This is a genomic window from Lysinibacillus sp. AR18-8 (assembly GCF_001705465.1).
GTDB lineage: Bacteria > Bacillota > Bacilli > Bacillales_A > Planococcaceae > Lysinibacillus > Lysinibacillus capsici.
On the sequence record NZ_MDGU01000004.1, the window covers coordinates 312,708 to 339,434 of the forward strand.

Sequence of the window (26,727 nt, forward strand, 5' to 3'; positions counted from 1 at the left end):
AAAAAAGCTGCGGATGATAACATCCACAGCTTTTTTATATTTAAGATATTCCTAATGCTACCGCAGCAATTAGCGCCAGACAGGCAATCAATGCCCACCCAAGAATCATCTTCCAGATAAACTTAATCCACTTTTCATATGGGATACCTGCAACAGCTAAATACGCCATTAATGCAGACGAAGTAGGAATAATAGAGTTCGTTAAGGAATCCCCATATTGGAAGGCTAAAACAGCCACTTGTCGCTCTAATCCTAATAAATCTGTGATTGGAATCATAATCGGCATTGTTGCAGCTGCCTGTCCACTACCAGATGAAATAAATAAATTCAAAAGAGCTTGGATAAATAACATGCCGATTGCACTGATAGCATGTGGCAAATGTCCAATTGTTTCTGATGCTGCATAAACGATTGTATCAATAATTTTCCCCTGCTCTAAAACAACTGTAATAGCACGGGCAAAACCTACAATTAAAGCACCAAATGTTACGGCCTTGGCTCCCTCAATAAAGGAATCAAAGATAGTAGCAGGTTTTAAACCACCAATTAACCCTGCAATTAACCCCATAATTAAAAAGGATGCAGTTAGCTGCGTTAAGAACCAGCCCCAGTTAAAGACACCATAAATATTAAAGCCAATCCCACAAGCCATGACAATAAATACGAATTTATGCTTGCCTGTTAATGCAGGGATGTCAATCGCTGAAACATTGGATTTAGCTTTTTGCTCAATATCGTAAATAACGCTTGCTTGAGGATTCTTTTTCACCTTAAAAGCATAGCGAGAGACATAAAAAATAGCAAAACTTAATACAAAAACATAGACAACAGCACGGAAGCCAATCCCTGAGAATAATGGTACATCAGCTAATGATTGTGCAACACCTACCGTAAAGGGATTAAGCATTCCTCCAAAAAATCCACTGGCGGCACCAAGTGTAATCATGGCTGTTCCTGTTACAGCATCAAAGCCCATCGCACGTGCAATGGCCACACCAATTGGTACGAAAATAATAGTTTCTTCCGCCATCCCCATTGTAAAACCACCAACAGAGAATAAAATCATCGATAAAGGAATCAGTAATTTCTCTCGGCCCTCTAAAGCTTTTACTCCTTTATAAACACCAGCCTCAATAGCACCTGTAGAACGAATAATACCAAATACACCACTGACTAAAAAAATGTAGAAAATAATTTGAGCCCCTTTTTCGAGACCCATTGGAACCGCTGTAAACATTTCAAAAAAGGAAACTGGCTCACTCTCAATATGATGATAGCTTCCATCTACAACGAGCATTCGCCCTTCTTCATCCTCTACACGTTCAAACTCACCCGCTGGTATAATATAGCTTGCAATACCTGCTAAAAAAATAATAGCAAAAATAATCGTATATGTATGAGGTACTTTCAACCAGCTTTTCTTCTTGACCCCCTGTTCATTTTCCATTAAATCGCGCTCCTTTTTCTGATTTAGACATTAGCAGTATATTGTCGCTATTTGTCGCTAATTGAAAATAAATATACATGAGTTTAAATTTATTGTAAAGTATTAATTTTCTATTATTTCTGAAAGCACACGCTATCTTTTCTAATTAAACCTCTTGTTCCTCTTCTATAAACATGGAAAATTTTATACACATACTCAAATAATAATGGACATTTTCAACGTTATTTTTTGTTTTCCAAAATAATAATTTTATCTTATATGACGAATTGTTTTTTATTAAGGCAGGAGCAATATGCGGCGGTGTTAGAAATGATAAAGTTTGTATGGATTGTCTTTAAATGCTTTTTATTCATGAACTTCATAAAGATCCCCTTATTAGTGGGATGAAAGACATCAAAGGTTGTAAGTAGAATGGAAAATTGTAGGTTAGCTATCCATGAGGAATCAAATGGACTTTCTTACATATCTTTTATATTTTTTTAAAAAAATAATATTCAAAGAGTAGCAACTGTTTTAATAGTTTTTATCTCTTCGAAATAAATTTGCTATTTAGGTATTTTTGTTTGCCCTAAACAAATAAAAAAACCTTCTATCATTTATTATGATTTGAAGGTTCATACTTTCTCATTTTTTTGTAGTTTCCAATGTCACCCATACAATTTCCTCCATCCGAATGAAGAAAGGCGTACGATTTATCTCAAGAACCATATGGTCAGGTAGTATGGATAATAAAATACCTTGTTGAATATTTTTTTCTGTTTGCACAACTACTGCCTGACCAATCATCATGTTAAGAGTTTCGTATAAATATGGATTTGTTATACTTCTCGTCTGCGTCATGTTTAAGACACTCCTTCCTATAAAACTAACCATACTCTTTAGTATATGAAGGAATTATAGGAAATGTTCCATTATTTTGACTCTAGAAGAATTGTGACTGGACCATCATTAATTAGTACTACATCCATCATGGCACCAAAAATACCTGTTTCCACATGTAAGCCCTGCTCGCGTAAAGCTTGATTAAAAGCCTCCCACAGTGGCTCAGCTGCTTCTGGTCTAGCTGCATTGATAAAACTTGGACGATTCCCTTTTTTTGTATCCCCATACAATGTAAATTGTGAGACGGATAAAATAGCGCCCCCATGCTCTAAGATTGAATGATTCATTTTTCCATCTGCATCTTCCCAGAGACGTAAATTGGCTACTTTTTTTGCTAAATAGGCAACATCCTCTTGTGTGTCTTCATGTGTGATTCCCACTAAAAGAACATAGCCATGATCAATTGCTCCTGTAACAGTTCCGTCCACTGTTACAGAGGCAGCTTTACTGCGCTGTAATACTACTTTCATGTACTAAACCCCAATTCTATATTGCCTATCAATTAGTTAATGACACGTTGCACCGAATATATATCAGGTGTTTGTTTAATTCGCTCAACTACTTTATGCAAATGTGAAATATTTGAAATAGAAATTGTTAAATGAATTGTTGCCATTTTATCACGGTCAGCACGACCACTTACTGCTAAAATATTCGTTTTCGTTTCACTAACAATTTGCATGATTTCATTTAAAATGCCAGGTCTATCAAAAGCTGAAACTTCAATATCAACAGGGTATTCCTTTTTCTCAGGAATGACACCATGCTCCCATTCCACTTCAATTAAGCGCTCCTGTTCATCCTCAATTTGAATATTTGGACAGTCCTCACGATGGACAGAAACACCTCTACCCTTCGTAATAAAACCTACAATATCATCACCAGGAACGGGCGTACAGCAACGAGAAAGTCGAATGAGCATATTATCAATACCCTTTACAATAACACCCGATTCCGTACGTTTTTGTGGAATTGGATTTTTCATTTTTTGTTCAATTTTCTCTAGTGCTTCTTCCTGCTCACGTTCTTTACGACGTTTTTCAGCTAAACGATTTACGACCTGTTGCGCAGTAATACCATTTACACCAACTGCAGCATACAAATCTTCTTCATTCGTATAGTTAAATTTGTCGCATACCCGTTTTAGGTTTTCGGAGGACATCGTTTCCTTTAAATCGAAATCCTGAGCACGGATTTCTTTTTCTATCATTTCTTTACCTTTGACAATATTTTCTTCACGCAGGTGTCGTTTAAAGAATTGCTTTATCTTATTCTTCGCCTGCGAGGATTGAGCTATTTTTAGCCAATCGCGACTCGGACCAAAGGATTGTTTAGAAGTTAAAATTTCAATGATATCGCCCGTTTTTAATGGTGTATCAAGCGGTACCATCTTCCCATTGATTTTCGCTCCAATCGTACGATTTCCCACTTCGGAATGAACACGGTAGGCAAAATCAATAGGAACAGAACCTGCTGGCAATTCAATGACATCACCTTCAGGTGTAAAGACATAAACCATATCAGAAAATAAATCAAATTTTAAGGATTCCATAAATTCTTCTGCGTTGGAAGATTCATTTTGAAATTCTAAAATTTCACGGAACCACGTTAATTTTTGGTCGACATTCTGCTTTTGATTATCAACGTTTTTGCCTTCTTTATATGCCCAGTGCGCCGCAATCCCGTACTCTGCAATTTTGTGCATTTCCTTTGTACGAATCTGTACCTCCAACGGATCACCATATGGTCCAATAACAGTCGTGTGTAGGGACTGGTACAGGTTTTGTTTTGGCATAGCAATATAGTCTTTAAAGCGTCCTGGCATTGGTTTCCAAAGTGTATGCACAATACCTAATACGGCATAGCAATCTTTAATACTATCGACAAGAACACGAATGGCTAATAAATCATAAATTTCATTAAACTGTTTCTTTTGTAACACCATTTTTCGATAGATACTGTAAATATGTTTTGGTCGACCATAGACATCTGCGTCAATTTCAACCTCATTCAGTTGTGATTTCATCTCAGCCATCACATTTTCTAAATAAGCTTCACGTTCATCACGTTTTTTCTTCATCAGACTGACAATACGATAATATTGTTGTGGGTTTAAATAGCGCAGTGCTGTATCTTCAAGCTCCCATTTTACAGTCGAAATTCCAAGACGATGAGCAAGTGGTGCAAAAATCTCGAGCGTCTCTTTTGAAATGCGTCGTTGCTTTTCAGCAGGTAAATGCTTTAACGTACGCATATTATGAAGACGGTCTGCTAGCTTAATGAGGATGACACGAATATCTTGCGCCATAGCCACAAACATTTTCCGATGATTTTCTGCCTGCTGCGCCTCTTTAGATAAATATTTAATTTTCCCTAGTTTGGTAACACCATCAACAAGCACGGCCACCTCTTCGCCAAATTCACGTACCAAATCATCCCGTGTAAAATCCGTATCTTCGACAACATCATGTAAAAAACCTGCCGCTACAGTTTCTGGGTCCATTTGTAATTCAGCTAGAATACCTGCTACTTGTACTGGGTGAATAATATACGGTTCACCAGAGCTACGGAATTGCTCAATATGGGCATCCCTTGCTAATTCATATGCTTTTTTCACGAATGCGACATTTTCATCATTCATGTAGGATTTGACTAACTCAAAAACGTCCTCAGGAGTCAAAATTTGCTCTTTCGCCATAACATGTCCACCTTGCTCGTCAAATTTTTCAGATTAGATATAAACTTAATTGTATAAAATATTGTGGTCTATTGTAAAGAGACTGTATCATTTAGTTTAGTTAATCTCGTGAACAGTTCGAAAAATGGAAAAAATATTCTTCTTTTTAATAAAAAAGACCCTCTGCGACTTCACGTCACAAAGAGTCCTTGTTTCGACAAATTGATTAATGTAATTGATTGTAAGCTACAGCAATTTTCGCGCCGACTACTGCATTGTTTTTCACTAATGCAATGTTGGCATCAAGACTTTTACCTTCTGTTAATTCTTTAACTTTGCCAAGTAAGAATGGTGTAACATTTTTACCTTGAATGCCATTCTCTTCAGCTTCAACTAAAGCTTTTTCAATAATGTTTGTAATAAATGCATGCTCTAATGCTTCAGACTCAGGAATTGGATTTGCGATGACAGCGCCACCTTTTAAGCCTAATTGCCATTTCGCAGATAGCATTGCTGCAATTTCTTCTGGCGTATCTAATTGGAAGTTTACATCAAATCCACTTTGACGTGTGTAGAATGCTGGTAATTCATTCGTACCATAACCAACTACTGGCACACCTTTTGTTTCAAGATATTCTAATGTAAGACCGATGTCTAAAATAGATTTTGCACCCGCACAGATAACGGCAACATTTGTTTGTGCTAATTCTTCTAAATCAGCAGAGACATCCATTGTTGTTTCCGCACCACGGTGTACACCACCAATACCACCTGTAACAAAGATTTCAATACCTGCAAGCTCTGCACAGATCATTGTCGCTGCAACTGTTGTAGCACCTAATTTTTTCGTTGCTAGTAAGTAGCCTAAGTCACGACGTGAAGCTTTTGCAACACCTTGAGCATTACCGAACATTTCTAGTTCTTCATCTGATAGACCAATTTTAATTTTTCCATCAATTAATGCAATTGTTGCTGGGACTGCACCATTATCGCGAATAATTTGCTCAACTTCACGCGCAGTTTGCACGTTTTGTGGGTATGGCATACCGTGTGAAATAATTGTTGATTCTAACGCAACGATTGGTAGACCTTTTGCTTGTCCTGCTTTTACTTCTTCTGATAATACGATGAATTCTTTCATGTTGTTATTCCTCCATTTCATTTTTCAACAAATCTACTGATAATTCAGGTCTTACTGTATAAGGAGATGCCAATGTATTTTTTGCATTGGTTAATCCAGCATCAATACATGTCTCAAAAGATTGTCCAGTCAGCCAACTGTGAATAACAGCGCTGACAAAGGCATCTCCTGCTCCTGTCACATCTTCAATTTTGTCAATCACTTTAGCGGCAACATGACAAGGGGCAATCGTTGTAGATGCTGCATAAACGCCCTTGCTACCAGCCGTGATAATGACATGCTCCGCACCTAATTGTAGGAGCTGTTGTAAAGCTTTTTCATAATGGGTAGCGTTTTCAATTTTATGTCCAACAATCGTTTCCGCTTCATCTGTGTTACAAATAAACCAAGTTACGCCTTGTAATGTTTCAGGTAGTCGATTCATTTTTGGCGAAGATACTGGCACAATGACAAGTGGAATATCACGAGCAAGGGCTACTTGCTGGATATACGCCACTGTTTCTTTTGGACAGTTTAAATCCAAAATAAAACAGCCTGCGTTTACAAGCATTGTTTCATGTTTTTTCAACAAGCTCGGTAACAGAAGGTCGTAAACTTCCATATTTGCTACAGCTAGTGCTAGCTCACCCTGTTCATCCATGATGGCAGTATAAGAACCAGTGGAAGCCTCTGCAAGCTGCTCTACATAACGTAGATTCATAAAGGATTCCGAAGCCTCTTGGATCACTTGCCAATCAGCATCCTTACCTGCCGTTGTCAGTAACGTCACTTGGTGGTTTAATCTGCCTAAGTTTTCAGCAATATTTCGACCAACGCCACCTACACTAAAGGAAGAACTGGCAGGGTTAGATGTTCCAAATTGAACATTGCCCTTGACATGGAATTTGCGGTCTAAATTAGCTCCACCGATGCAAATAATTTCATTTTCTTCGGGTAATATATAAGCACGACCTACAATTTTTCCTTGCTTCGTTAAACTAGACACTAAATTAGCAAGCACAGGACGCGACAGATTCATTGCATCTGCCATTTCTTGCTGAGACATAAACGGATTCTGGCGAATTAAAGCAAGCACCGCCTGTTCTCTTTCATTCATAGCATCACCTTTTATTATATTTGTTTATATTATAAACTTTTGTTTGCGTTATGTCAAAAGATTCTTTATTAAAAAAGTTGAACCTCATCTTACTGAGGTTCAACTTTTTTTGTTTATGCTTGCTGAGGTGTTTGTTTTTTAACAATGATGACGAATAAACTGGCCATTGCACAAAACATTCCTGCAAGAAAAAAAGCCCATGTATAAGAGTTAAAAAATTTATAAATTAACCCTCCACCATACGCTGCAACCGCCGCTCCTGCTTGATGTGAAGCAAATATCCACCCATAGATAATACTGCTTTTTTGCATACCAAAAATTTGTCGTGTAATACTGATGGTTGGTGGCACTGTAGCAATCCAATCTAGTCCGTAAAAGATCGTGAAAATCGTTAATAAAACAAAGGATCCTTGTGCAAGTGCATAAGGGAGCAATAATAGAGATGCGCCTCTTAACAGGTAATACCAAAACAATAACCACCGATTATCGAAGCGATCAGATAACCAGCCAGACGCAGTTGTACCTAATAAATTAAAAATGCCCATAAAAGAAAGGAATGATGCGGCAGTGACTAAAGGAACGCCAAAGCTAATACAATAAGAAACAAAATGAGTACCAATTAATCCGCTTGTCGATAGCCCACAAATAAAAAAGCTACCTGCTAAGAGCCAAAATGCTTTAACCTTAATTGCCTCAAATAAACCTTTAAAAGCCATAGCTATTGGATTCTTCTTTTGCTGTATTTGTTGTTCCTCTATAGCCTCCTCTTGTCCATAAGGAGTTAACCCCATATCCTGAGGTCTATTTTTTATAAAAAGCGCAATCATGAAAAACATTATGATACTAAGGAGTAGCATTAATGTGATAGCCCATCGCCAAGAATAGTGTTTAATAATGATAGCTAGAACTGGTAATAAAATTAACTGGCCCGTGGCTGTACTTGCCGTTAAAATACCAACCGCTAATCCTCTGCGTTTTACAAACCAATGATTCGCAACATATGGGCTAAGGACAGTTAAAAAAAGACTTGCTCCAAGACCAATAATGCCCCCCCAAATAACGATTAGCTGCCAGGATTCACTCATCAAAAATGTTAAAGTCATTCCTAATACTAAAGTTGCCATAGCACCTAGCATCATTTTCTTTAGGCCAATGACTTCAAGCAACGCAGCCATAAATGGTCCAGATATGCCATATAAAAACAAACTTACAGCAAAAGCTAAAGCAATGGTTGAACGATCCCAGTGAAATTCTTTTTCAAGAGGGTCGATAAACACGCCAGATGATGACATTGTAATTCCTGCGACAATTATCGAGAAAAATGTGACGATTAAAATAAACCAACTATAATGAACACGCTTCACCTCAACACCTTCTTTTCTTTGATAGACTACAAAACATGTATATACATGTTTAAGTCTACTTATTTCATTTATATGTATATACATGTATAATCATAGTAATCGTTCATAAAGCTGTCAAGAAGTAATTTCTAGTTATTGGGTGTATACTTATAATTAGTAGAATCCCCTTAAAGGAGTACTGTCGATGAAGAATCAACTTAAAAATATTGATTATACACAAATTTGTGTTTGTGCTAACCTTAGAAAAAAAACAAGGGTAGTCACACAATTATATGATAAGCTGCTACAGCCTACAGGTTTAAAAGTTACACAATATTCAATGCTTGTACATATCGACCTTCAACAAGCTGTCTCAATCAGCCGTTTAGGTGAAATTTTACAACTGGATCAAACCACTATAACACGTAATATTAATCTATTAAAGCAACATGGCTATGTTGAGTTAAAGCGAGATACCAATGATGCTCGTACCAAAAAAATAACGCTCACTGAAAAAGGTTTAGAAAAGCTGCATGAAGCAGCACCTATTTGGCAAGGCATTCAAGATAGAATTATCGAGGATATTGGAACCGAAAAATACGCAGATTTCTACGATACCTTGCGAACAATGCAAAAAATTATTCAAGCCTATGAGGAAGTATAAAAAAAAGCGCCCACAGTGTAGGGCGCTTTTTGCCATGCTCTTAATATTGAATAAGTGTTTTAATATTTAAATCGCCAAGCTTTTCGCGACCATTTAATTCTAGAAGTTCAATCAGGAATGCACAGCCTACTACCTGACCACCTAATTGTTCTACTAAACGAACCGTTGCTTCAACTGTACCACCAGTCGCTAGTAAATCATCACAGATTAAAACTTTTTGACCAGGCTTAATTGCATCATGATGCATTGTTAACGTATCTTTACCATATTCAAGACCGTAGTCTGCACTAATTACCTCACGTGGTAATTTACCAGGTTTACGAACAGGGGCAAAGCCGATTTCAAGTGCATAGGCAACTGGACAACCGATAATAAAACCACGTGCCTCAGGGCCAACAATAATTTCAGCGCCCACTTCTTTTGCATATTCTACGATTTGGTCTGTTGCATATTTGTATGCAGGACCATTATCCATAATTGTTGTAATATCTCTGAAGGTAATGCCCTCTTTCGGCCAATTTTCAACCGTTGTAACGTATTGCTTTAAATCCATGTTATTGCTCCTCCTACGAAACGTTATTCGTCCGCTGATGTTAAACGTTCATCAAACCATTGTTTTAATTCTATATAAGGAGCATAGACAAGCTTTTGCTCCATTTCAATCTGTTCTGAACGTTGTTTGTAAGACGGTGCCTCTGTTAGTGCTTGTTTTGGAGCATTCACGTTGACAGTCGTCAGTCCACTCTCCATTTTAACAAAATCAAGCTCAAAAAACACCTGTGTCATAAATTTTAGTGTATCTAATGGCCACCCCGTATGCTTCGCTAAATCTGCGATATGCATATCAAGCGGAAAGGCTGGTCGATTTTTCAAGAACTTATAATACCAAGCAAATTGCTCACGAGTAGGTAGACCACTGAAGTATTGCGAGTCAGGCATATAAAAATGAGCATAAATACGCGAAGGGGCTGTCTTCTGTAAAACGTCCTCTAGCTTTTGAACATTGTGTGGCAAGTCTAAGAGCACGATGTAATCACTTTGTTCAATATTTGAAAGGGCTGGTTCAACCAGTGTAATAGGTGCACCGATTAATGATTGATAATAGGTCATCGTTTCTGGACGAAAGGCGATAAACCGGGCCACGTCCTTCGGTACCGTATTCAGCCATCGAGCTGTTTGACGAATACCACGAATATCAAATAACTGCCATTCTGTAGTTTGGACATCCTCGATCATAAATTGGGCTTTTTTACGTCCCTGCCATTCGTTAATTTGCAAATCGCCTATAAAGGAAACTTTGATGCCATACGTTAATTCATCATGTAAATGCCCTTTGTTAAAACCAACACTATCCAATTTATCATAGCCGTTTGTTATTTCCATTTTAATATGATTCTCGCCCGCTCCAATTTTACGCATGGAGGCGATTTCTACATCCTCCAGCACATACACAGGCTTAGGGAAATCTGTGCCAAATGGTCCTAGTGTTGAAATTTCCTCAATAGCATCCGCTGAAATTTCGTCTATGCTGAGCGGTATATCAATATGCACTACAGGTGTTAATTGCTCCTCTGTTAAACAGGCTCTTGCCTGAGCATCTAAGCGAGTACGTAGTTCATCCACATGTTCTAATGATAAGGTCATACCTGCAGCCATAGGATGTCCACCAAAATGCGGTAAAATATCTCGATTTTTAGCTAGTTCATTATATAGATGAAAACCTTCAATACTTCGAGCAGAACCTTTTGCTATGCCCTTTTCGGGATCGAGTGACAGCACAATCGTTGGACGGTAATACAGTTCAACAAGACGTGAGGCTACAATTCCTACAACACCTGCGTTCCAGCCCTCGCCAGCAACAACAAGAACTAAGGAATTGCCGATTTTTTCATCTGCTTCAATCAGTGCGATGGCTTCATCTGTAATACTTTTCACAATATCTTTACGCTCGGTATTGCAGGCATTTAGCTTTTTTGCCAATGCGGTTGCTTTAGCATTATCCTCCGCCATTAATAATTCGACACCAGGAGCTGCTTCACCTAGACGACCAACAGCATTCAATCGTGGACCAAAATAAAAGCCAATCGTTTCTTCTGTAATTTTCGTCTGCTCTGTACTGGCTATGTCACACATCGCTTGTACCCATGGACTAAGGGAACGACGCATTTCTTGTATGCCCCTCTTCACGAGATAGCGATTTTCATCCACCAACGGAACCAAATCTGCTACAGTGCCAATCGCCACAAATTCTATTAGATGGCTTGGTAGTTCACCATAAAGAGCATGTGCCAGCTTAAAGGCTACCCCTACTCCTGCTAGCTCGCCAAATGGATATTGCCCTTCTGGTATTCGGGGATGAAGAATAATATCTGCTGGTGGTAGCTCCTCACCTGGCTCATGGTGATCTGTCACAATGACATCCATACCAAGCTCCTTTGCTACTCGAATAGGCTCAATTCCAGATATACCATTATCCACTGTAATGATTAACTGTACACCATCTTCATAGGCCTCCCGAAATAGGGCTTCATGCGGACCATAGCCATGGATAAAACGATTCGGAATTTTAAAGGAGACGTCTGCTCCAAGATCTAGTAAAACATGTAACATAACGGTTGTGCTTGTCACACCATCCGCATCATAATCACCATACACTAAAATTTTCTCACCATTTTCTAGTGCTTGTTCAATTCGTGCTACCGCTTCAGCCATACCATGCATAAGAAATGGGTCATGGATATTTGCCTCAGACATATTTAATAAGCTTTCTGCCTCAGCCGTTGTTTCGCAGCCTCGTGCTGCTAAAATTTTTGCTGCAATCGCAGAAAGTTGTAAGTCATTTTGTAATGCTTGTACAAGTGTTGCGTCAGGACGCTCCACCTGCCATCTTTTTTTCGATAGAATCATCTGCTCACTTCCTTACGAAAGCTATTATACCGAATTTCTATAGGTTGCGCACTATCCGTTAGATTGATAGTTTTATCCATCGATTTTTAATTTCTATTCGTCACTTTTCCATTTCTTTCATCATCAAAAAAGCCTACTCTTCTAAAGAGTAGACTTTTCTAACATACCTTTCGAGGCGGCTACTAATGCTTCCACCGTTGCCAAATCTCCTTGATGCAATGCCGTCACAATGGCACTACCGACAATTACACCATCTCCCAAAGCCCCCATCTTTTTCACTTGCTCTGGTGTTGAAATACCAAAGCCTGCAAGCACAGGGATTGGACTTGCTTGACGTAAGCTTGCAAAATGCTGTTCTAAATTATCGGCAAAACGCGATCTTGCTCCTGTGATCCCATTAACGGTCACTGCATAAACAAAACCCTGACTAGCTGCTGCGATGCGTGCTATACGCTCTGGAGGGCTTGTCAATGAGATAAGCTGTACCACATCAATGCCATATGGATTTAATGCATCACGTAACAACTCGCTCTCTTCCAATGGGACATCTGGTACAATTAATCCCTTAACTCCTCCAGCTACACAGGCTTGCGCAAAAGACTTTAAGCCATATGCTAATACTGGATTGAAATAAGTCATGACTACGAGAGGCACTGTTATTTCATCTCTAAATGACGCGAGTGTTTGCAACACGTTTCTTAATGTCACACCAGCTTTGAGTGCACGTTCTCCTGCTCGTTCGATTGTTGGACCATCGGCAACAGGATCTGTAAAAGGAATCCCTACTTCAATAGCTGTTACCTCTAATTGCTGCAGTTTTAAAATAGTTGGCTTAATGGTCTCTAGCCCTCCGTCACCTGCCATGATATAAGGTATAAAAGCTTTATGACCTTCAGCTTTTGCCTGATCGATCGCTTGCTGTAAAGTTGTCATTTTACATCCCCCCCTAGTGCTGCTCGAACTGTGTGAACATCTTTATCTCCTCGACCAGATAAGCACACAACAATGATCTGATCTTTTGCCATGGTCTTTGCAAGTTTTGCCGTATAAGCAATAGCATGAGAACTTTCAAGTGCAGGCAGTATCCCTTCTGTTCGGCTTAATAATTTTAGTGCCTCCAGTGCTTCAGCATCTGTGATGGAGTCAAATTGAGCTCGACCAATATCATGTAAATAACAATGCTCTGGTCCTTTCCCTGGATAATCTAACCCAGCTGAAATAGAATGTGCTTCTTGGACAAAGCCGTTTTCATCCTGTAATAAATACATGTAGGCGCCATGTAATACACCTAATTTTCCACCTGCGATGGCAGCAGCATGCTTCCCAGTTTCAAGACCACTTCCTGCTGCTTCAACACCGTATAAGGCAACTGATTCATCATCAACGAATGGGTGAAACATACCGATTGCATTACTGCCACCTCCAATACAGGCAACAACTGCATCAGGTAAACGCCCCTCTTTTTGCACGATTTGCCTTCTTGTTTCTACTCCAATGACACGCTGAAAGTCCCGAACAATTTTTGGGAATGGGTGAGGACCTAAGGCAGAGCCTAAAATATAATGTGTATCCTCAACATTTGTCACCCAGTAACGTAGGGCAGCGTTCACAGCATCCTTTAATGTTTTAGAACCACTTTCCACCGATTGAACCTTTGTGCCAAGCAACTCCATACGAAAGACATTTAACTGCTGACGTTTTATATCTTCTGCTCCCATAAATACAACACATTCTAGATTTAATAATGCACATGCAGTAGCTGTTGCCACACCATGCTGACCAGCTCCTGTTTCAGCAACGATTTTCTTTTTACCCATGCGTTTGGCTAGAAGTGCTTGCCCAATCGCATTATTAATTTTATGTGCACCTGTATGGTTTAAATCTTCACGCTTTAAATAAATCTTTGCTCCATCTAGCGCCTTCGTTAAATTTTCTGCGTAATAGAGCGGTGTTTCGCGGCCAACATAGTCTTCTAAATAATAGGACAGCTCCTCTGTAAATGCAGGGTCTAGTAATGCTTGCTCATAAGCAGCTTCTAATTCAAGCAAGGCTGTCATTAATGTTTCGGGCACAAACCGACCACCAAATTGTCCAAAACGCCCTTCTTTTGTCGGTACACTATTTGCTATTGATATTCCCATCATCTGCTCCCCCTCTTTACTGCCTGTAAAAAAGCTTGTATTTTGGTAGAATCCTTGCTTCCATCTGTTTCTACACCACTTGAAACATCCACCATAAAAGGCCCTACATCCGTAATAGCCGCTTCAATATTGTCTACATTGAGACCACCCGCTAATAGTAATTTTTCTTTGGGAATCCCTACTTGCTCAAGGAGTGTCCAATCAAAAGTGTGACCACTCCCGCCTTTAAACTCTGTACCAGGCGCGTCAAATAAATAATAATCTACCTGATAGCTAGCAGCCGCTTGAACATCCTCTTTTTCTCGTATCGATAATGCCTTTATGGCGGGATAACCTTGCTCCTGAATAAATGCTGGCGTTTCCTCCCCATGATATTGCACATAATCTAAGGGCACTCGCTCTACTGCTTCCTTTAATTCGGCTGACGTTGGATTCACAAAGACACCTATTTTTAAAACACCTTGTGGTACATGCTTCGCTAACTGTTGGGCTTGCTCAATGGATACACGGCGTTTACTCGGTGCAAAAACAAACCCTATAGCATCTGCACCAGCATGAACAGCTGTTTTGACATGTTCTTGCTCCTGTAGACCACAAATTTTGACCTTTGTCATACCGATGCCCCCTCTTTACTTACTTGCAAATCTCGTAGTGCTTGCCCCGCATCTCCACTCCTCATCAAAGCTTCACCTACTAGGACACCACTAGCCCCCATCGAAGCTACTAGCTTCGCATCGTCCTGCGTCCATATGCCACTCTCACTAATTAATACTCGATTCTCATCAAATGGAAACACATTAGCAATTTCTCTGGTGCGCTCTAGGCTTACTTCAAAGGTACGTAAATCACGATTATTAACGCCAATTAACTTTGCATCTACCGCAAGAGCGCGTTCAAGCTCTTCACAATCGTGTACTTCCACTAAAACCTCTAGGCCTAAGCCCGTTGCATAGCTATATAAATCACGTAAGGCATCGTCTGTTAAGGCTGCCACAATTAATAAAATAATGGATGCACCTGCCGCCTTGGCAAATCGAATCTGCACTCGATCAATCATAAAATCCTTACAAAGAAGTGGGGTATCTACAGCAGCAGCAACTGCTGCTAAATCTTCAAAGGAGCCTTTAAAAAATTCCTTGTCTGTTAAGACCGAAATAGCTGCTGCTCCTGCTAGTGCATAGACTTTTGCTTGAGAAACTGGGTCTGCTCCGCCAGCTATTAACCCTTTTGAAGGGGAAGCACGCTTCATTTCCGCGATGACTTGCAGTGTATGAGCTTGACACAATGATTCAATGAACGAGCGACGTGGCGTTTCTGTAAAGTTTGCTAAAGGATCTGGCTGCTCTAATAAAGCACCTACCTCAATCTTTTTTTGCAGTAATATTTTATTGAGTATATTCATTACCCTACCTCCACTTCTTTAATTTGCATGCTATATGTTACAACCGCCTCTAATTTTTGTTGTGCTCTACCGCTAAAAATACTTTCCTTTGCCATAGCAACACCCTCTTTGATGGTTTCCGCTTGACCATAGCCAAATAAGCCGATGCCAGCATTTAATACTACTGTATCTAAATAAGGACTCCGTTCCCCAGCCAATATTTTTTGCATAATCACCGCATTTTCATCTGCATTGCCACCACGGATGGCCTCTAAAGGGGCCATTTGAAGACCGACATCTTCTGCATTTAGGGAAAAGGGAATTAAATCTCCTTTATCTACTAAAACCAATGTATTTTGACCTGCTAATGAAGCCTCGTCTAAGCCTTGTGGTCCTGAGACGACAATGGCCCGCTCACGTCCAAGCATTTGTAAGACTGAGGCATATTCCATGACAAAATTCGGTCGATTAATGCCTGTAAATTGTGTGGATAATGGGACCGGATTTGTTAAAGGACCAACAAGATTAAAGATTGTCGGTTTTCCTAATGAACGGCGAACTTCACCAATTCTCTTTAATTTCGGATGAACATTCGGTGCATAAATAAAAGCGATTCCCTCTCGCTCTAGCAAATGGGCTGTTTGTGGGATGGAAATAGCTGTATGAATACCTAGTGCCTCTAGCACATCTGAGCTACCAGAGGAGGAAGAGATTTTACGGTTCCCATGCTTGGCAATTTTGACACCTGCCCCAGCTAACACGAAAGCAGAAGCTGTACTGATATTAAAAGTATGAAGACCATCTCCACCTGTACCGCAATTATCCATATAGCTACCTTCTTTTACGGCTATATCAAGAGCAAAAGATCGCATAATAGTTGCTAATGCGGCTACTTCATGTGCAGTTTCTCCCTTCGCAGCTAAAGCTGTTAAAAAGCTTGCTATTTCTTCTTTAGGAGTATCATCCTGAAATAACCATTGCGCTGCCTGTAGCATTTCTTCGTACATGAGATGTGTTCCCTGCAGTACTTTCCCTTGTAATCTTTCCATTAGTTTTGCCCCCCATTGTTCACCAGTAACTGTAAAAATGCCTGTTCTTCCTCTTGCACTTGATGTAAAACGTTTTGCACATTTGTATATTTGGTAACAGTTATTGTTGCTTGCAAATGCATGGTATCCTGTTTAACTACAATAGATTGACCTGTTAAGGCAAAATCCAAATGACCATTAAATCCAATAAAGCCGAGAGCACCAAAATAACCAGCTGCATACGGATGCTCCGTTGCTGAAAGTGGGGATATGGTTGCTGCTAAAACATCCAGGGCATGAAGCATTGGTAAAAGCTTTCCTTCCACCCTAGTCGTCATGTGCAGTGCCTTTTTGGACCGCTGGATACGCATAGCCTCCATGACCTGAACAGAATCTCGGAAACAAACCGACTGTAATTCTTGCTGAATAGCCCTAACAAGAAGTGCATGTGATTGCCTAATGCTTTCATGGTTGTATAATTTACGTTCATTTTCTAGTTCTTCATTTTTTGTTTCCCCTCGCGGATATGTTCCCTCTGTAGGAGTCGCAATAACGCTTTCACCTTTTACTCGGATTAGACTTTCAGGAGAAGTACCTAACACAACATGATCCTCAAATTCAATATAATACATATAGGCTGCAGGCTTTTTTTTACGTAGCTGTCGATACAAAGCCAACGTATCACCTTGAAAATTGGCTACATTGCGGTTCGGCAAAACTACCCTTGTTATGTCATCATGTAAGTTGGCTTGCATTGTCTGTAAAACCGTTGCAAATGATTGGTTTGTTGTAGTATCAAGCGGTTGATAACGATAAGATGCTTCGTCACTGATATGCCCGTTTACTATTTGTTGAGCCAATTCTTCCAAATCAGGTTCCTGCTTTTCTGCATCTATATTTGTATGAATCAATGTCACTTCATCTGTTTGATGATCGAAGACAATAATCGTTTCATAGACATGAAAATAAGCATCAGGCAGTTCTATTTTTTTATCTACGAACATCGTTGTACCGCCAAAGCCTATATATCCAACGGCACCTCCTGAAAATGGAAATTGCGTCGTATTGGAAATACGTGGCATGAGGCGTTTAAGAAGAACAATAAGTTCCCCTTGATGCACGTATGTTTTTCCTGTTTTATAGGAAACCTCTTGGATTTCTTGGCCCACACCTTTATATGTTTTTCGTGGATTAGCACCAATGAAGGAAAATCTTCCAGCTCCTTCGTGTTGGGTAGAACTTTCCAATAAAAATTTATGTTTTCCCTGTAAACGCCTAAAAATCAAAATAGGTGTTAAAGAATCGCCATTGATCGTTTTCATTTTTGTTCTTGAACTCGTTATTTGCATAGCTATTTTGCTCCTTTTTCAAAGATTCCTTTAGCTAATGTCTAGACGAATGCTGAATGAAAATAAAAAAGCCCTCTGCAAAAAGGATTATTCCTAATTGCAGAGGACGATTATGACCGCGTTGCCACCTCATATTAGAGCATATGCTCTCACTTTTGTGCTTTACATCATGGCTATGGTAAACCATACCTTGAAAGCACCCCTATAACGTGGGGAATCACGTTCGCTTTTTTATAAGCGACTCTCATAAGTCCATTCACATAAGCTGTAAATCAGTTTACACCAGCCACTGACTCTCTTTATTACACACTTAGGCTACTACTCTTATTCAACAATTTCTCAGCTATTCTCATCTAAACTCAGCTCATCTGTTCTGTGGCTGACCTCGCTCCCGAGATCTTCTACCTTGACCGAACAAAAAGTTAGCCTTAATTCTATGCCAATCCAATACTATTGTCAATCAATTCTGACGAAAAAAGTTGAAATTCCTATTTTATCAGAGGAATCAAAAGTAGGTATATTATCCTTCTATAAAAACTTATTGGAGAATAAGATTTCCTACGATTGAAAATTCCTTGACTATTGACCATGTAAATATATCAAGTTATAGTAATTTCAGAACATCAATTTTTTCCATATAATAAAAGAAAGTAGGAAGTTTATGTCCGTTCGCAAAAAATTAAATATAGGATTCATTTCCTTAACATGTTTACTTTTTATCTCAAGCATCGTATCATTTATTCAATTTAAAACAACTCAGAATGATTTAGAAGAAGTATTAAAGCATCGGATGGTGCAAATCCAATTAACAGATAAAATCCAACAACAACTTGCGTCTCAAGGTTTATTTTTACGCTCCTATATTTTAAATAAGAAGGACGAAACAGCTAAGGCCAATTTAGATCGCTATGAAAAGTTGTTACCTGAAACAGTTCATGAACTTTCTACTATTGTTCGATCAGATTATACAAAAAATATTATGCAGCAAATCACGGAATTGCAAAAAGAGTTACTGTCAAATTCACAGAAGGCTTTACAAGCGTTTAATAGTGGCAACACGGATCTAGCACTCTCAATCATCAATAATGATGTTACAAAATACAATAAGGACATTTTTAAGTTAACAACTGAATTATTAGCTTATCACGATGAACAGCTTCAAAATGTTGACCAATCTGTTAATCAAACCGTTTCACGCGCTATTATCATTGCTATTAGCCTTCTCCTTGCAAGTATTATTATTGGTTTATATTTTATGCATATGGTCAAAGCCTCCATTGTCCTGCCCCTACGCAAGGTTATTGGAGCAGCAGATACATTAGCACAAGGTGATTTAACAATTGCTGAGCTTGACCATCAATCAAAAGATGAGATCGGTACACTTGCCAATGCAGTCAATACATTAAAACAAAATCTAGCTGGTTTAATGACTAACATTCAAGATAGTGCATCCCATTTATCGGCTGTTTCAGAAGAGCTTTCTGCTAGCACTGAAGAAGTAACTGCAACTTCCGATAATATTGCTCAACGAATTCAAAATAATGTAACACATATCACTTCTTCTGCTAGTGCCTCTCAGCAAAGTGCTGTGGCAATGGATGAAACTGCATCAGGTGTCCAACGCATTGCGGAGGCGACTCAAAGTCTTCATCACAATGCAGAAAATCTGACGCAGCTTGCCCATACAGGTGGTGCAACGATTGCAACAGCAAAAGAACAGATGAATATGATCGCACTAGCAACTTCTGATATTGCAACATTAACGCAAAAACTAAGTAAGCAATCAGAAGAAATTGGGCAAATTACAACAGTGATTACAGCAATTTCAGAACAAACAAATTTACTGGCACTAAATGCAGCTATTGAAGCAGCAAGAGCAGGAGAACATGGGAAAGGCTTTGCAGTCGTAGCGGATGAGGTACGAAAACTTGCTGAGGAATCGAATCAATCTGCTAGCCAAATCGTTGCTATTACAAGAGAAATTCTAACAGATACACAAAATGTTGCAGCATCAGTAAATAATGGTTTAGCTTCTGTAAAGGATGGTGTAGCCAAAATTCATGAGGCTGGAGATGCTTTCTACTCCATCACCTCTGCTGTTGCTGCATTCACAGAGCAAATTAAAGAAATTTCTGCCACATCTGAAGAAATCTCTGCTAGTGCAGAGCAGGTTGCAGCTTCTGTCACGGAAATTGCCAATGTTTCTAACGAATCAGCAACGAATTCTCATATGATTGCAGAATCTGTTGACGAGCAAGTTGCGACCATGCAGCAGGTAAATACTGTCGCAGAAGAATTAAGTGAAAATGCGCAACAGCTACAAGGCTTAATCCAGCAATTTAAATTGTAAATACTATATGAAAAATCTGCTGCTTTTTATAAAAGGCAGCAGTTTTTTTTGCATGAAAAAAGCAGAGAATAGAAAACTATATGTTTTCCATTCTCTGCTCATTATATTATACAGTAGGCTCGTCTGTACCCCATTGTTTCTTCTCTTTTTTACGTAGCTTCCCATCTGATTTTTTCATTTCACGAATTTTTAATGAATACCAGATTTGAGCTGCGATACAGATTGAAGAATACATACCTGTAATCAAACCAATCAATAACGCGATAGAGAAGTTTTGAATAGATGGTGCACCAAAAATTAATAGGGCTACAACAACGATAATTACAGTTAATACTGTATTAACCGAACGACCCATTGTTTGGCGTAGCGATTTATTCACGATATTCGCCAATACTTCACGGTCATTAATGGTATCATAACGATCTAAGTTTTCCCGCATACGGTCAAAGGTAACAATCGTATCATTGATGGAATACCCAACAATTGTTAATACAGCCGCAATAAACGTAATATCTACTTCTAAACGCATGAAGCTAAAGACGGCAACAATTAAGAATACATCATGCAATAATGAAACAATTGCACCAATACCCATGCGCCATTCAAAACGAACTGCTACATAAATGATAATCCCTATTGCTGCAAGAGATAAAGCCTTAATCGCATTTTTTACAAGTTCCTTACCAACTGTAGGCGATACAGTACTTACAGCTGGTTCATGACCATATTTTTCGCCAGCTTCTTTTTTAAATTCTAAAATTTCTGCTTGTGTAAGGTCATCTTTATAGCGAATGACTGCTGTATTACTTTTCTCACCAGAGAGTATGATATCTTCTGATGAAAAATCAATGCTATCTAGATATTTGGACACTTCTTCTTTTGTTAATGTTTGATTCGATTCAATTTGGACACGAGTACCGCTTGAGAAATCGATACCTAGGTTAAGGCGGAAGATGCCAAGAACCACTAAACCAGCCACTAAAATGGCTAATGAGAACGTATAGAATTTCTTACGGTTGTGAACAAAGTCAAATCGATCGAATTTCGTTGATAAATCTAATGTACCAATATTTTCATCTAGACTATGCTGTTTAGATTTTGCAATACCAAACCATGCAGGACTGTTGAAATAGCCACTGTTTACAAGTAGTCCTAATAGGACACGTGAGCCCCAAACTGCTGTTAAGAAGCTCAATAAAATACTAATAATTAATGTTGTAGCAAATCCTTTAACAGAGCTTGTTCCCCATTGGAACAATACTGCTGCAGCTAATAAAGTTGTCAACTGCGCATCGACAATGGCTGATAAAGATTGTTTAGAACCAATTTGGAAGGCTTGTTTAGCGGAATAACCCACTCGTAGCTCTTCACGTATACGTTCTGCCGCTAAAATATTGGCATCTACTGCCATCCCTATACCCAGGACAATGGCCGCAATACCTGGGAGTGTTAATACCGCATTAATCCAGTCAAAGACCACTAATACTAGGAATGTAAACACAACCAGTGTAATGATGGAAATAAAGCCTGGTAAACGATAGTAGAATAGCATAAATAAGAAAATAACTATTACGCCGACAATACCAGCAAAAATAGTACTTTTCAGTGCTGCATCACCAAATTGAGCACCAACAGAAGTTGAATAAATTTCATCTAGCTTTACAGGCAATGCCCCAGCATTTAAAATATCTGCTAAATTTTTTGTTTCTTCAACAGAGAAATTACCGCTAATCATAACATCTGTTGTATTTAATGTTTGACTAACTGTTGCTGCAGATGCATAGCGAGGCTTTGCTTTTTGTGATTCCGCTTTATAGGAATCGACACCCTCTTCAAAGTCTAACCATACAACCAGTAAATTTTGACCTGCGGGTTTTGCTGCAATTTTACTTGTTATATCAGCAAATTTTTTCGCATCTTTTAAAGTTAAGGATACAATCGGACGATTTTGTTGGTCAAAAGAGCCTTTAGCACCGTTAGCTTTCAAATCGTCTCCATCTAATAATAAATTATCATCAACATCACGGAATGTTAAATTCGCAGAAGTAGACAATAACTTACGTGCCGATTCCTGATCCTCAACACCAGCTAATTGCACACGAATACGATTTTTGTCCTCAACCTGAATACTCGGTTCACTAACCCCCATCGTATTTACACGTTCACCAAGTGCAGTGGATGTTGCTGTGACAATTTCTGGTGTAATTTTTTGTCCTTCTTTTAATTCATTTACCTCGTAAAGCACTTCAAACCCGCCTTGTAAGTCAAGACCAAGCTTGATGTCCTTTAAGACGCCGTTTACAGTCGTACTAATACCTGCTGCCAATAGCACGATAATCAGTAGGAATGCAACTATACGACTTTTTAGTTTCATCAATAAATCCTCCTCGAATTGGTGTAAGGGCTGTCCTTACACGCCAAACAAGTAACTAGCAATACCTTTTGAAACGTTTAATCCTCCTTTTCATCTAGAATCGTGTTACCTGTGCTTCAAAAAGGTTGCTATACTTATTTCAATCGTTCATAACGCGCAAGTTTATCTTAGTATTATTAGGTACTAGCCTTCTAAATGTCAATAAAAGCAATGAAGACTTATGTAAGTAAGAACTTATTCAAAATAAAAAAAGCGCAACACACTTATTATGAAACAGGTTGCGCTTGGTGTCAATTCAACACGTATAGGATTCTTAGAATTATTGTAAAATTTGACACATCATTGATTACGTTCTGACTGGACCAAGCAGTAATTGTAACTCGTCTGTATTGACTTCTTCAAACCAATTATTACTTTGTAAAAACTCTACTTGATTAAATGAGACGATATCAGATGGTGATACCGAAAAAATGGTAGAAATGACTTCATGTAAACGTAGTTGCTCAACTTTCTTTTTACGCCATTTTTTTTCAATACAGTAGCGCCAGAGTTCTTCGGCTGTAATAGCATTATATTGATAATGCTGGAACTCTGCTATCTTACTATCAATTGCCGGACGAATCTTTTCAAATAGTTGCTCATATTGCATACTCATTTTGAATCATCTCCAATCAAAGTCGTAACGTAAGACATGCTTGCATACAAATAGTGTAAATGAATTTTTGCGGCTTGAGAAGGGACGGATGGCATGAGTTCTTTTGTACGAGGTACATTATTTTTAATGTTTGTGATTTTTTTATCTAAACTTTTTGGCTTCTTTTATAGAATGCAATTTATGCGGATTGCTGGTGAAGAGGCTGTCGGTATTTATATGACCGTCTATCCAGCGTTTATTTTCTTCATCTCACTCATTCAACTAGGACTACCTATCGCTGTGGCTAAAATAGTGGCTGAATTACTAGCAAAAAATAAACGTGAGAACATCTTTGGTGTCATGCGTACAGCCATTCTTTGGTCATTCATTGGCATGATCATTTTTATGCCACTCGTTGCACTAACAATACCATATATTTCAACAACTCTATTACATAATGAACAGACAACATTTACACTATGGATTGCACTCTTTGCTGTACCAGTATCAGTTGGATCTGGCTTATTACGTGCCTATTTACAAGGTGTTGCAAAGATTACACCGACAGCATGGGCACAAATGATCGAACAAATTGTACGTATTAGCTTCATTACTTTAATGCTACCCTATGTGGCTAATTACAATAATGCTGCTGTCACGGCTGCGGCGGCAATGGGCATTACACTGCTAGCCGAAGTTGTAGCATTCTTGTATTTATGGCTACACTATATCGTTTCCAAAAAGAAATTATTGACACGAAAAACTAAAATTGAAGGGTATCCTGCATCACCAATGTTGCGTATTGCCCTTCCCTCTGCAGGCAGTAAGCTTTTTGGTTCTTTCACTTGGTTTTTAGAGCCGATTATCTTTTTAAAGGCTTTAACTGTGGCCGGTTTAACCGCTTCTGCTGCCACTATTTTATATGGTGTCATCTCCGGTGTTTTGGTGCCATTACTGTTATTTCCTGCGTTTGTATCAACAGCCTTATCGATTGTGCTCATTCCAGCTGTTAGTGATGCCGTCGCTCGTCAGCACATCCCGCTATTACAGGAACGAATTTCGGTGTCCCTAAGATTGTCTTCGCTAGTGGGTTGCTTTGCTGCTACGTATTTCTTTGTGCATGGAGATGAATTAGCGATGAAGCTTTTCCATTTAGAAGAAAATCGTGGGTACGTTAAAATTTTAGCACCTATTTTTTATTTTTATTATATTCAAAGTCCTCTACACTCCATCTTACAGGCAATTGGTGAGGCAAGAGCTGCCATGATGAACTCCATCTATGGTGGGCTAGGTAAACTTTTCGTGATGTTTGTACTTGCCTCTCAACCAGGTATCCAAGAAAAAGGAGCCGTTGTAGCTATTGGCTTTGGGGTATTACTAACGTCATTCTTGCATATTGCAACAGTTAGACAACGTAAAAACCTGCGTGCTGGCTTCAGAATGTTTGTCGTGCCTTATAGTTGTTTTATTGCTGTTTGCGTCGCCCAGTATTTCCTTATTCCAATACTATCACTACCATTTATTTTAAGTAGTGGTGTGACATTATTTTTGCTATTTACCTTTTTATTATTTACCAATCAGTTGCGTATTACAGATTTCCGTTACATTAAAAAATTGGCGAAGAAAGTCTAGGATTCCTTTAATTGGATATGCAGCTTATTGTCTTCCCAAATACAAAAAAATACCGTTTCACTGTCAGTAATATTATTTTTTGCTAGCTCACCCATTAGCCAATCCACATCTTTATGCATGGTAAATAAATGTCTCTCTTGGATATCACCGTCGATAATCAATGGATACACAAAGGCTTTTTCATCTTTTTTATAGACAGAAAGATTGCCTGAAGGCTCTAAATACGCAAAGGCTACATCTGTCACAGATGCAATTCCGTTTTCTCGTAATTGCTGACATAAATCATCTAAATTATAGCGGTGTTTTCTCATCTCACTCTCTAAAATAACACCGTCTTTTACTAATAAAGCAGGGTCACCATCCACTAGGTCACGTATTTTTTTGAACTTTAATGACAAAAAGGCACTTAATATTTGAATAAAGAGCAAAATAATGATAGGTAGTATGGCATTAAAGAGAGGATTTTTATAATCGTCTAGCGCAAAGGCCGCTACTTCTGCAATTAATACAAATACGACCAAATCGATGACTGATAATTCACCTACTTCTCGTTTACCCATTAAACGGAAAACGATGATGATAAACACATACAAAAAGCAAGTTCTAAAAATAATATGGTAATATTCTTCCATATAAACACCCCCATACTATCAAGGTGACCTTACTTATTGTTTTTTATACAGTTTTCAAGGAATAGTCCCTACTTGTTCGTACACACTAACATAGAGCTTAGATGCTATCACAATAAACATGCAAACAAGGTGAGGACATGACAAAAAAAATAATCGTTTTCGTTTTTGTTTATATCCTTTTTCTTATTAGACCTTATCCTATTTACGGGTATCAAGAACAGGAAATACCTATTCTTATGTACCATCATTTAGAGGACAATATAAACAATACTACAGTTATTTCACCCAAAAGCTTCGAAAATCAAATGAAATTACTTAAAATGGAAGGCTATCAGGCCATTTCTGCTCAGCAATTATATGATTACTTAAACGACCAAGCGCCGTTACCTCAAAAGCCCGTGTTAATTACTTTTGACGATGGGTATTTTAGTAATTATGAAAAAGCTTACCCGATATTGAAAAAATATGATATGCATGCAGAAATCTTTGTGATTGCAAGCCGAATCCTAGAGATGAATGGAAACAATTACTATCCAAATGAAACAGCAAAGATGAGTTGGGATCAATTAAAGGAAATGAAGGATTATATTACAATCCAGAGTCATACTTGGGACTTACATTATAAATTACCTTCAAAAAATGGTAAACTAAATGGCGCAGTATTTGGTCCTAGTATTGTAAATGGGCAACTAGAGAGTCAGGTTGAATATGAAGAAAGGGTAAGAAATGATTTTATTCATTCAAGAAAAATAATCAAAGAAAAGTTAGGATATGAACCAATAGCAATAAGCTATCCTTATGGGATTTACTCACCCTCCACCATCAAATTAGCCAAGGAAGCTGGCTTTAAGATGGCCTTTGTCATACAAAATAAACATGTGAAAAAAGGCGATTCCCTATTTACGTTAAGCCGAATAACGATTAATGGCAATGATACTGGTGAGGCATTCATTCATAAATTAAAAACTACAACTGCAAAAAACATCTAAACACTGCCTTCTAATATTGTATAAAAAAGACTTACAATATAGCTATCGCCTATTGTAAGC

The 26,727-nt window shown here is 38.5% G+C and carries 22 protein-coding genes and 1 other annotated feature; of the genes, 4 read left to right on the forward strand and 18 right to left on the reverse strand.

Translation table 11 applies throughout. The annotated features are described in order from the left end of the window. Positions 1–40 precede the first annotated feature (40 nt). From BFM98_RS03010 to BFM98_RS03040, 7 genes are all read right to left on the reverse strand, one after another. Complete coding sequence (locus BFM98_RS03010; protein WP_054550044.1) at positions 41–1,447, reverse strand: YfcC family protein; 1,407 nt, start codon at positions 1,445–1,447, stop codon at positions 41–43. A 624-nt stretch (positions 1,448–2,071) separates the two neighbouring features. Continuing rightward, positions 2,072–2,287 (reverse strand): DUF2642 domain-containing protein, encoded by a 216-nt coding sequence (locus BFM98_RS03015; RefSeq protein WP_004226745.1) that lies wholly within the window; start codon positions 2,285–2,287, stop codon positions 2,072–2,074. A gap of 71 nt (positions 2,288–2,358) precedes the next feature. Next, a complete protein-coding gene (gene dtd / locus BFM98_RS03020; RefSeq protein WP_066036492.1) occupies positions 2,359–2,799 on the reverse strand; it encodes a D-aminoacyl-tRNA deacylase in 441 nt (146 codons plus the stop codon). Between the two features lie 32 nt (positions 2,800–2,831). Beyond that, complete coding sequence (locus BFM98_RS03025; protein ID WP_066036493.1) at positions 2,832–5,027, reverse strand: RelA/SpoT family protein; 2,196 nt, start codon at positions 5,025–5,027, stop codon at positions 2,832–2,834. A 205-nt stretch (positions 5,028–5,232) separates the two neighbouring features. Further along, entirely contained in the window at positions 5,233–6,147 is a 915-nt protein-coding gene (locus BFM98_RS03030) for a pseudouridine-5'-phosphate glycosidase (protein ID WP_048392113.1), read from the reverse strand. A 4-nt stretch (positions 6,148–6,151) separates the two neighbouring features. Then, the gene (locus tag BFM98_RS03035; RefSeq protein WP_009373750.1) at positions 6,152–7,243 is read right to left on the reverse strand and encodes a carbohydrate kinase; all 1,092 of its coding nucleotides are present in this window, start codon (positions 7,241–7,243) and stop codon (positions 6,152–6,154) included. A 113-nt stretch (positions 7,244–7,356) separates the two neighbouring features. Then, entirely contained in the window at positions 7,357–8,607 is a 1,251-nt protein-coding gene (locus BFM98_RS03040) for an MFS transporter (protein ID WP_066036494.1), read from the reverse strand. Positions 8,608–8,791: 184 nt separating this feature from the next. Between BFM98_RS03040 and BFM98_RS03045 the strand changes: the two genes are divergently transcribed. Then, the gene (locus BFM98_RS03045) at positions 8,792–9,250 is read left to right on the forward strand and encodes a MarR family winged helix-turn-helix transcriptional regulator (RefSeq protein ID WP_066036495.1); all 459 of its coding nucleotides are present in this window, start codon (positions 8,792–8,794) and stop codon (positions 9,248–9,250) included. Between the two features lie 40 nt (positions 9,251–9,290). Here BFM98_RS03045 and BFM98_RS03050 read toward each other — a convergent pair whose 3' ends face one another. From BFM98_RS03050 to BFM98_RS03085, 8 genes are all read right to left on the reverse strand, one after another. Further along, entirely contained in the window at positions 9,291–9,803 is a 513-nt protein-coding gene (locus BFM98_RS03050) for an adenine phosphoribosyltransferase (protein WP_004226730.1), read from the reverse strand. A gap of 23 nt (positions 9,804–9,826) precedes the next feature. Further along, complete coding sequence (gene recJ / locus BFM98_RS03055) at positions 9,827–12,157, reverse strand: single-stranded-DNA-specific exonuclease RecJ (RefSeq protein ID WP_066036496.1); 2,331 nt, start codon at positions 12,155–12,157, stop codon at positions 9,827–9,829. Between the two features lie 141 nt (positions 12,158–12,298). Next, positions 12,299–13,090 (reverse strand): tryptophan synthase subunit alpha, encoded by a 792-nt coding sequence (trpA, locus tag BFM98_RS03060; RefSeq protein ID WP_066036497.1) that lies wholly within the window; start codon positions 13,088–13,090, stop codon positions 12,299–12,301. Next, entirely contained in the window at positions 13,087–14,298 is a 1,212-nt protein-coding gene (gene trpB / locus BFM98_RS03065) for a tryptophan synthase subunit beta (RefSeq protein ID WP_066036498.1), read from the reverse strand. Before trpB ends, trpA begins: the two co-directional genes overlap by 4 nt. Then, positions 14,298–14,912: a phosphoribosylanthranilate isomerase gene (locus tag BFM98_RS03070; protein ID WP_054550039.1), complete on the reverse strand. Its 615-nt coding sequence runs from the start codon at positions 14,910–14,912 to the stop codon at positions 14,298–14,300. The genes trpB and BFM98_RS03070 overlap by 1 nt, the downstream gene beginning before the upstream one ends. Further along, positions 14,909–15,700: an indole-3-glycerol phosphate synthase TrpC gene (trpC, locus tag BFM98_RS03075; protein WP_066036499.1), complete on the reverse strand. Its 792-nt coding sequence runs from the start codon at positions 15,698–15,700 to the stop codon at positions 14,909–14,911. Before trpC ends, BFM98_RS03070 begins: the two co-directional genes overlap by 4 nt. Continuing rightward, positions 15,700–16,728 (reverse strand): anthranilate phosphoribosyltransferase, encoded by a 1,029-nt coding sequence (gene trpD, locus BFM98_RS03080; protein ID WP_066036500.1) that lies wholly within the window; start codon positions 16,726–16,728, stop codon positions 15,700–15,702. The genes trpC and trpD overlap by 1 nt, the downstream gene beginning before the upstream one ends. After that, positions 16,728–18,056 (reverse strand): chorismate-binding protein, encoded by a 1,329-nt coding sequence (locus tag BFM98_RS03085; protein ID WP_066036501.1) that lies wholly within the window; start codon positions 18,054–18,056, stop codon positions 16,728–16,730. Before BFM98_RS03085 ends, trpD begins: the two co-directional genes overlap by 1 nt. A 99-nt stretch (positions 18,057–18,155) precedes the next feature. After that, positions 18,156–18,397: a binding site (T-box leader), on the reverse strand. Positions 18,398–18,717: 320 nt separating this feature from the next. Between BFM98_RS03085 and BFM98_RS03090 the strand changes: the two genes are divergently transcribed. Beyond that, a complete protein-coding gene (locus tag BFM98_RS03090; protein ID WP_066036502.1) occupies positions 18,718–20,406 on the forward strand; it encodes a methyl-accepting chemotaxis protein in 1,689 nt (562 codons plus the stop codon). Positions 20,407–20,512: 106 nt separating this feature from the next. On the opposite strand, the gene secDF is transcribed toward BFM98_RS03090, so the two are convergent. Beyond that, the gene (gene secDF / locus BFM98_RS03095) at positions 20,513–22,780 is read right to left on the reverse strand and encodes a protein translocase subunit SecDF (RefSeq protein ID WP_066036503.1); all 2,268 of its coding nucleotides are present in this window, start codon (positions 22,778–22,780) and stop codon (positions 20,513–20,515) included. A 346-nt stretch (positions 22,781–23,126) separates the two neighbouring features. Next, positions 23,127–23,435: a post-transcriptional regulator gene (locus tag BFM98_RS03100; protein ID WP_004226703.1), complete on the reverse strand. Its 309-nt coding sequence runs from the start codon at positions 23,433–23,435 to the stop codon at positions 23,127–23,129. A 93-nt stretch (positions 23,436–23,528) separates the two neighbouring features. Between BFM98_RS03100 and BFM98_RS03105 the strand changes: the two genes are divergently transcribed. After that, positions 23,529–25,046, forward strand: a complete 1,518-nt coding sequence (locus tag BFM98_RS03105; RefSeq protein WP_004226701.1) for a putative polysaccharide biosynthesis protein — start codon at positions 23,529–23,531, stop codon at positions 25,044–25,046. Here the strand turns inward: BFM98_RS03105 and BFM98_RS03110 are convergent. Continuing rightward, on the reverse strand, positions 25,043–25,678 hold the full coding sequence (locus BFM98_RS03110; protein ID WP_066036504.1) for a DUF421 domain-containing protein: 636 nt from the start codon (positions 25,676–25,678) through the stop codon (positions 25,043–25,045). The two genes, BFM98_RS03105 and BFM98_RS03110, sit on opposite strands and share 4 nt — an antisense overlap. A gap of 137 nt (positions 25,679–25,815) precedes the next feature. Between BFM98_RS03110 and BFM98_RS03115 the strand changes: the two genes are divergently transcribed. Next, a complete protein-coding gene (locus BFM98_RS03115; protein WP_066036505.1) occupies positions 25,816–26,667 on the forward strand; it encodes a polysaccharide deacetylase family protein in 852 nt (283 codons plus the stop codon). The last annotated feature ends 60 nt before the right edge of the window (positions 26,668–26,727 follow it).

Excerpts from the sequence above, each read along its gene's own strand:
- BFM98_RS03100 (WP_004226703.1), bottom strand. The coding sequence starts at position 23,435 with ATGAGTATGCAATATGAGCAACTATTTGAAAAGATTCGTCCGGCAATT.
- BFM98_RS03015 (WP_004226745.1), bottom strand. The coding sequence starts at position 2,287 with ATGACGCAGACGAGAAGTATAACAAATCCATATTTATACGAAACTCTT.
- trpB (WP_066036498.1), bottom strand. The coding sequence starts at position 14,298 with ATGGGAATATCAATAGCAAATAGTGTACCGACAAAAGAAGGGCGTTTT.
- dtd (WP_066036492.1), bottom strand. The coding sequence starts at position 2,799 with ATGAAAGTAGTATTACAGCGCAGTAAAGCTGCCTCTGTAACAGTGGAC.
- BFM98_RS03105 (WP_004226701.1), top strand. The coding sequence starts at position 23,529 with ATGAGTTCTTTTGTACGAGGTACATTATTTTTAATGTTTGTGATTTTT.
- BFM98_RS03010 (WP_054550044.1), bottom strand. The coding sequence starts at position 1,447 with ATGGAAAATGAACAGGGGGTCAAGAAGAAAAGCTGGTTGAAAGTACCT.
- BFM98_RS03115 (WP_066036505.1), top strand. The coding sequence starts at position 25,816 with ATGACAAAAAAAATAATCGTTTTCGTTTTTGTTTATATCCTTTTTCTT.
- BFM98_RS03035 (WP_009373750.1), bottom strand. The coding sequence starts at position 7,243 with ATGAATGAAAGAGAACAGGCGGTGCTTGCTTTAATTCGCCAGAATCCG.
- recJ (WP_066036496.1), bottom strand. The coding sequence starts at position 12,157 with ATGATTCTATCGAAAAAAAGATGGCAGGTGGAGCGTCCTGACGCAACA.
- trpC (WP_066036499.1), bottom strand. The coding sequence starts at position 15,700 with ATGAATATACTCAATAAAATATTACTGCAAAAAAAGATTGAGGTAGGT.
- BFM98_RS03110 (WP_066036504.1), bottom strand. The coding sequence starts at position 25,678 with ATGGAAGAATATTACCATATTATTTTTAGAACTTGCTTTTTGTATGTG.
- trpA (WP_066036497.1), bottom strand. The coding sequence starts at position 13,090 with ATGACAACTTTACAGCAAGCGATCGATCAGGCAAAAGCTGAAGGTCAT.
- BFM98_RS03045 (WP_066036495.1), top strand. The coding sequence starts at position 8,792 with ATGAAGAATCAACTTAAAAATATTGATTATACACAAATTTGTGTTTGT.
- BFM98_RS03050 (WP_004226730.1), bottom strand. The coding sequence starts at position 9,803 with ATGGATTTAAAGCAATACGTTACAACGGTTGAAAATTGGCCGAAAGAG.
- BFM98_RS03030 (WP_048392113.1), bottom strand. The coding sequence starts at position 6,147 with ATGAAAGAATTCATCGTATTATCAGAAGAAGTAAAAGCAGGACAAGCA.
- BFM98_RS03025 (WP_066036493.1), bottom strand. The coding sequence starts at position 5,027 with ATGGCGAAAGAGCAAATTTTGACTCCTGAGGACGTTTTTGAGTTAGTC.
- BFM98_RS03085 (WP_066036501.1), bottom strand. The coding sequence starts at position 18,056 with ATGCAAATAACGAGTTCAAGAACAAAAATGAAAACGATCAATGGCGAT.
- secDF (WP_066036503.1), bottom strand. The coding sequence starts at position 22,780 with ATGAAACTAAAAAGTCGTATAGTTGCATTCCTACTGATTATCGTGCTA.
- BFM98_RS03090 (WP_066036502.1), top strand. The coding sequence starts at position 18,718 with ATGTCCGTTCGCAAAAAATTAAATATAGGATTCATTTCCTTAACATGT.
- trpD (WP_066036500.1), bottom strand. The coding sequence starts at position 16,728 with ATGGAAAGATTACAAGGGAAAGTACTGCAGGGAACACATCTCATGTAC.
- BFM98_RS03070 (WP_054550039.1), bottom strand. The coding sequence starts at position 14,912 with ATGACAAAGGTCAAAATTTGTGGTCTACAGGAGCAAGAACATGTCAAA.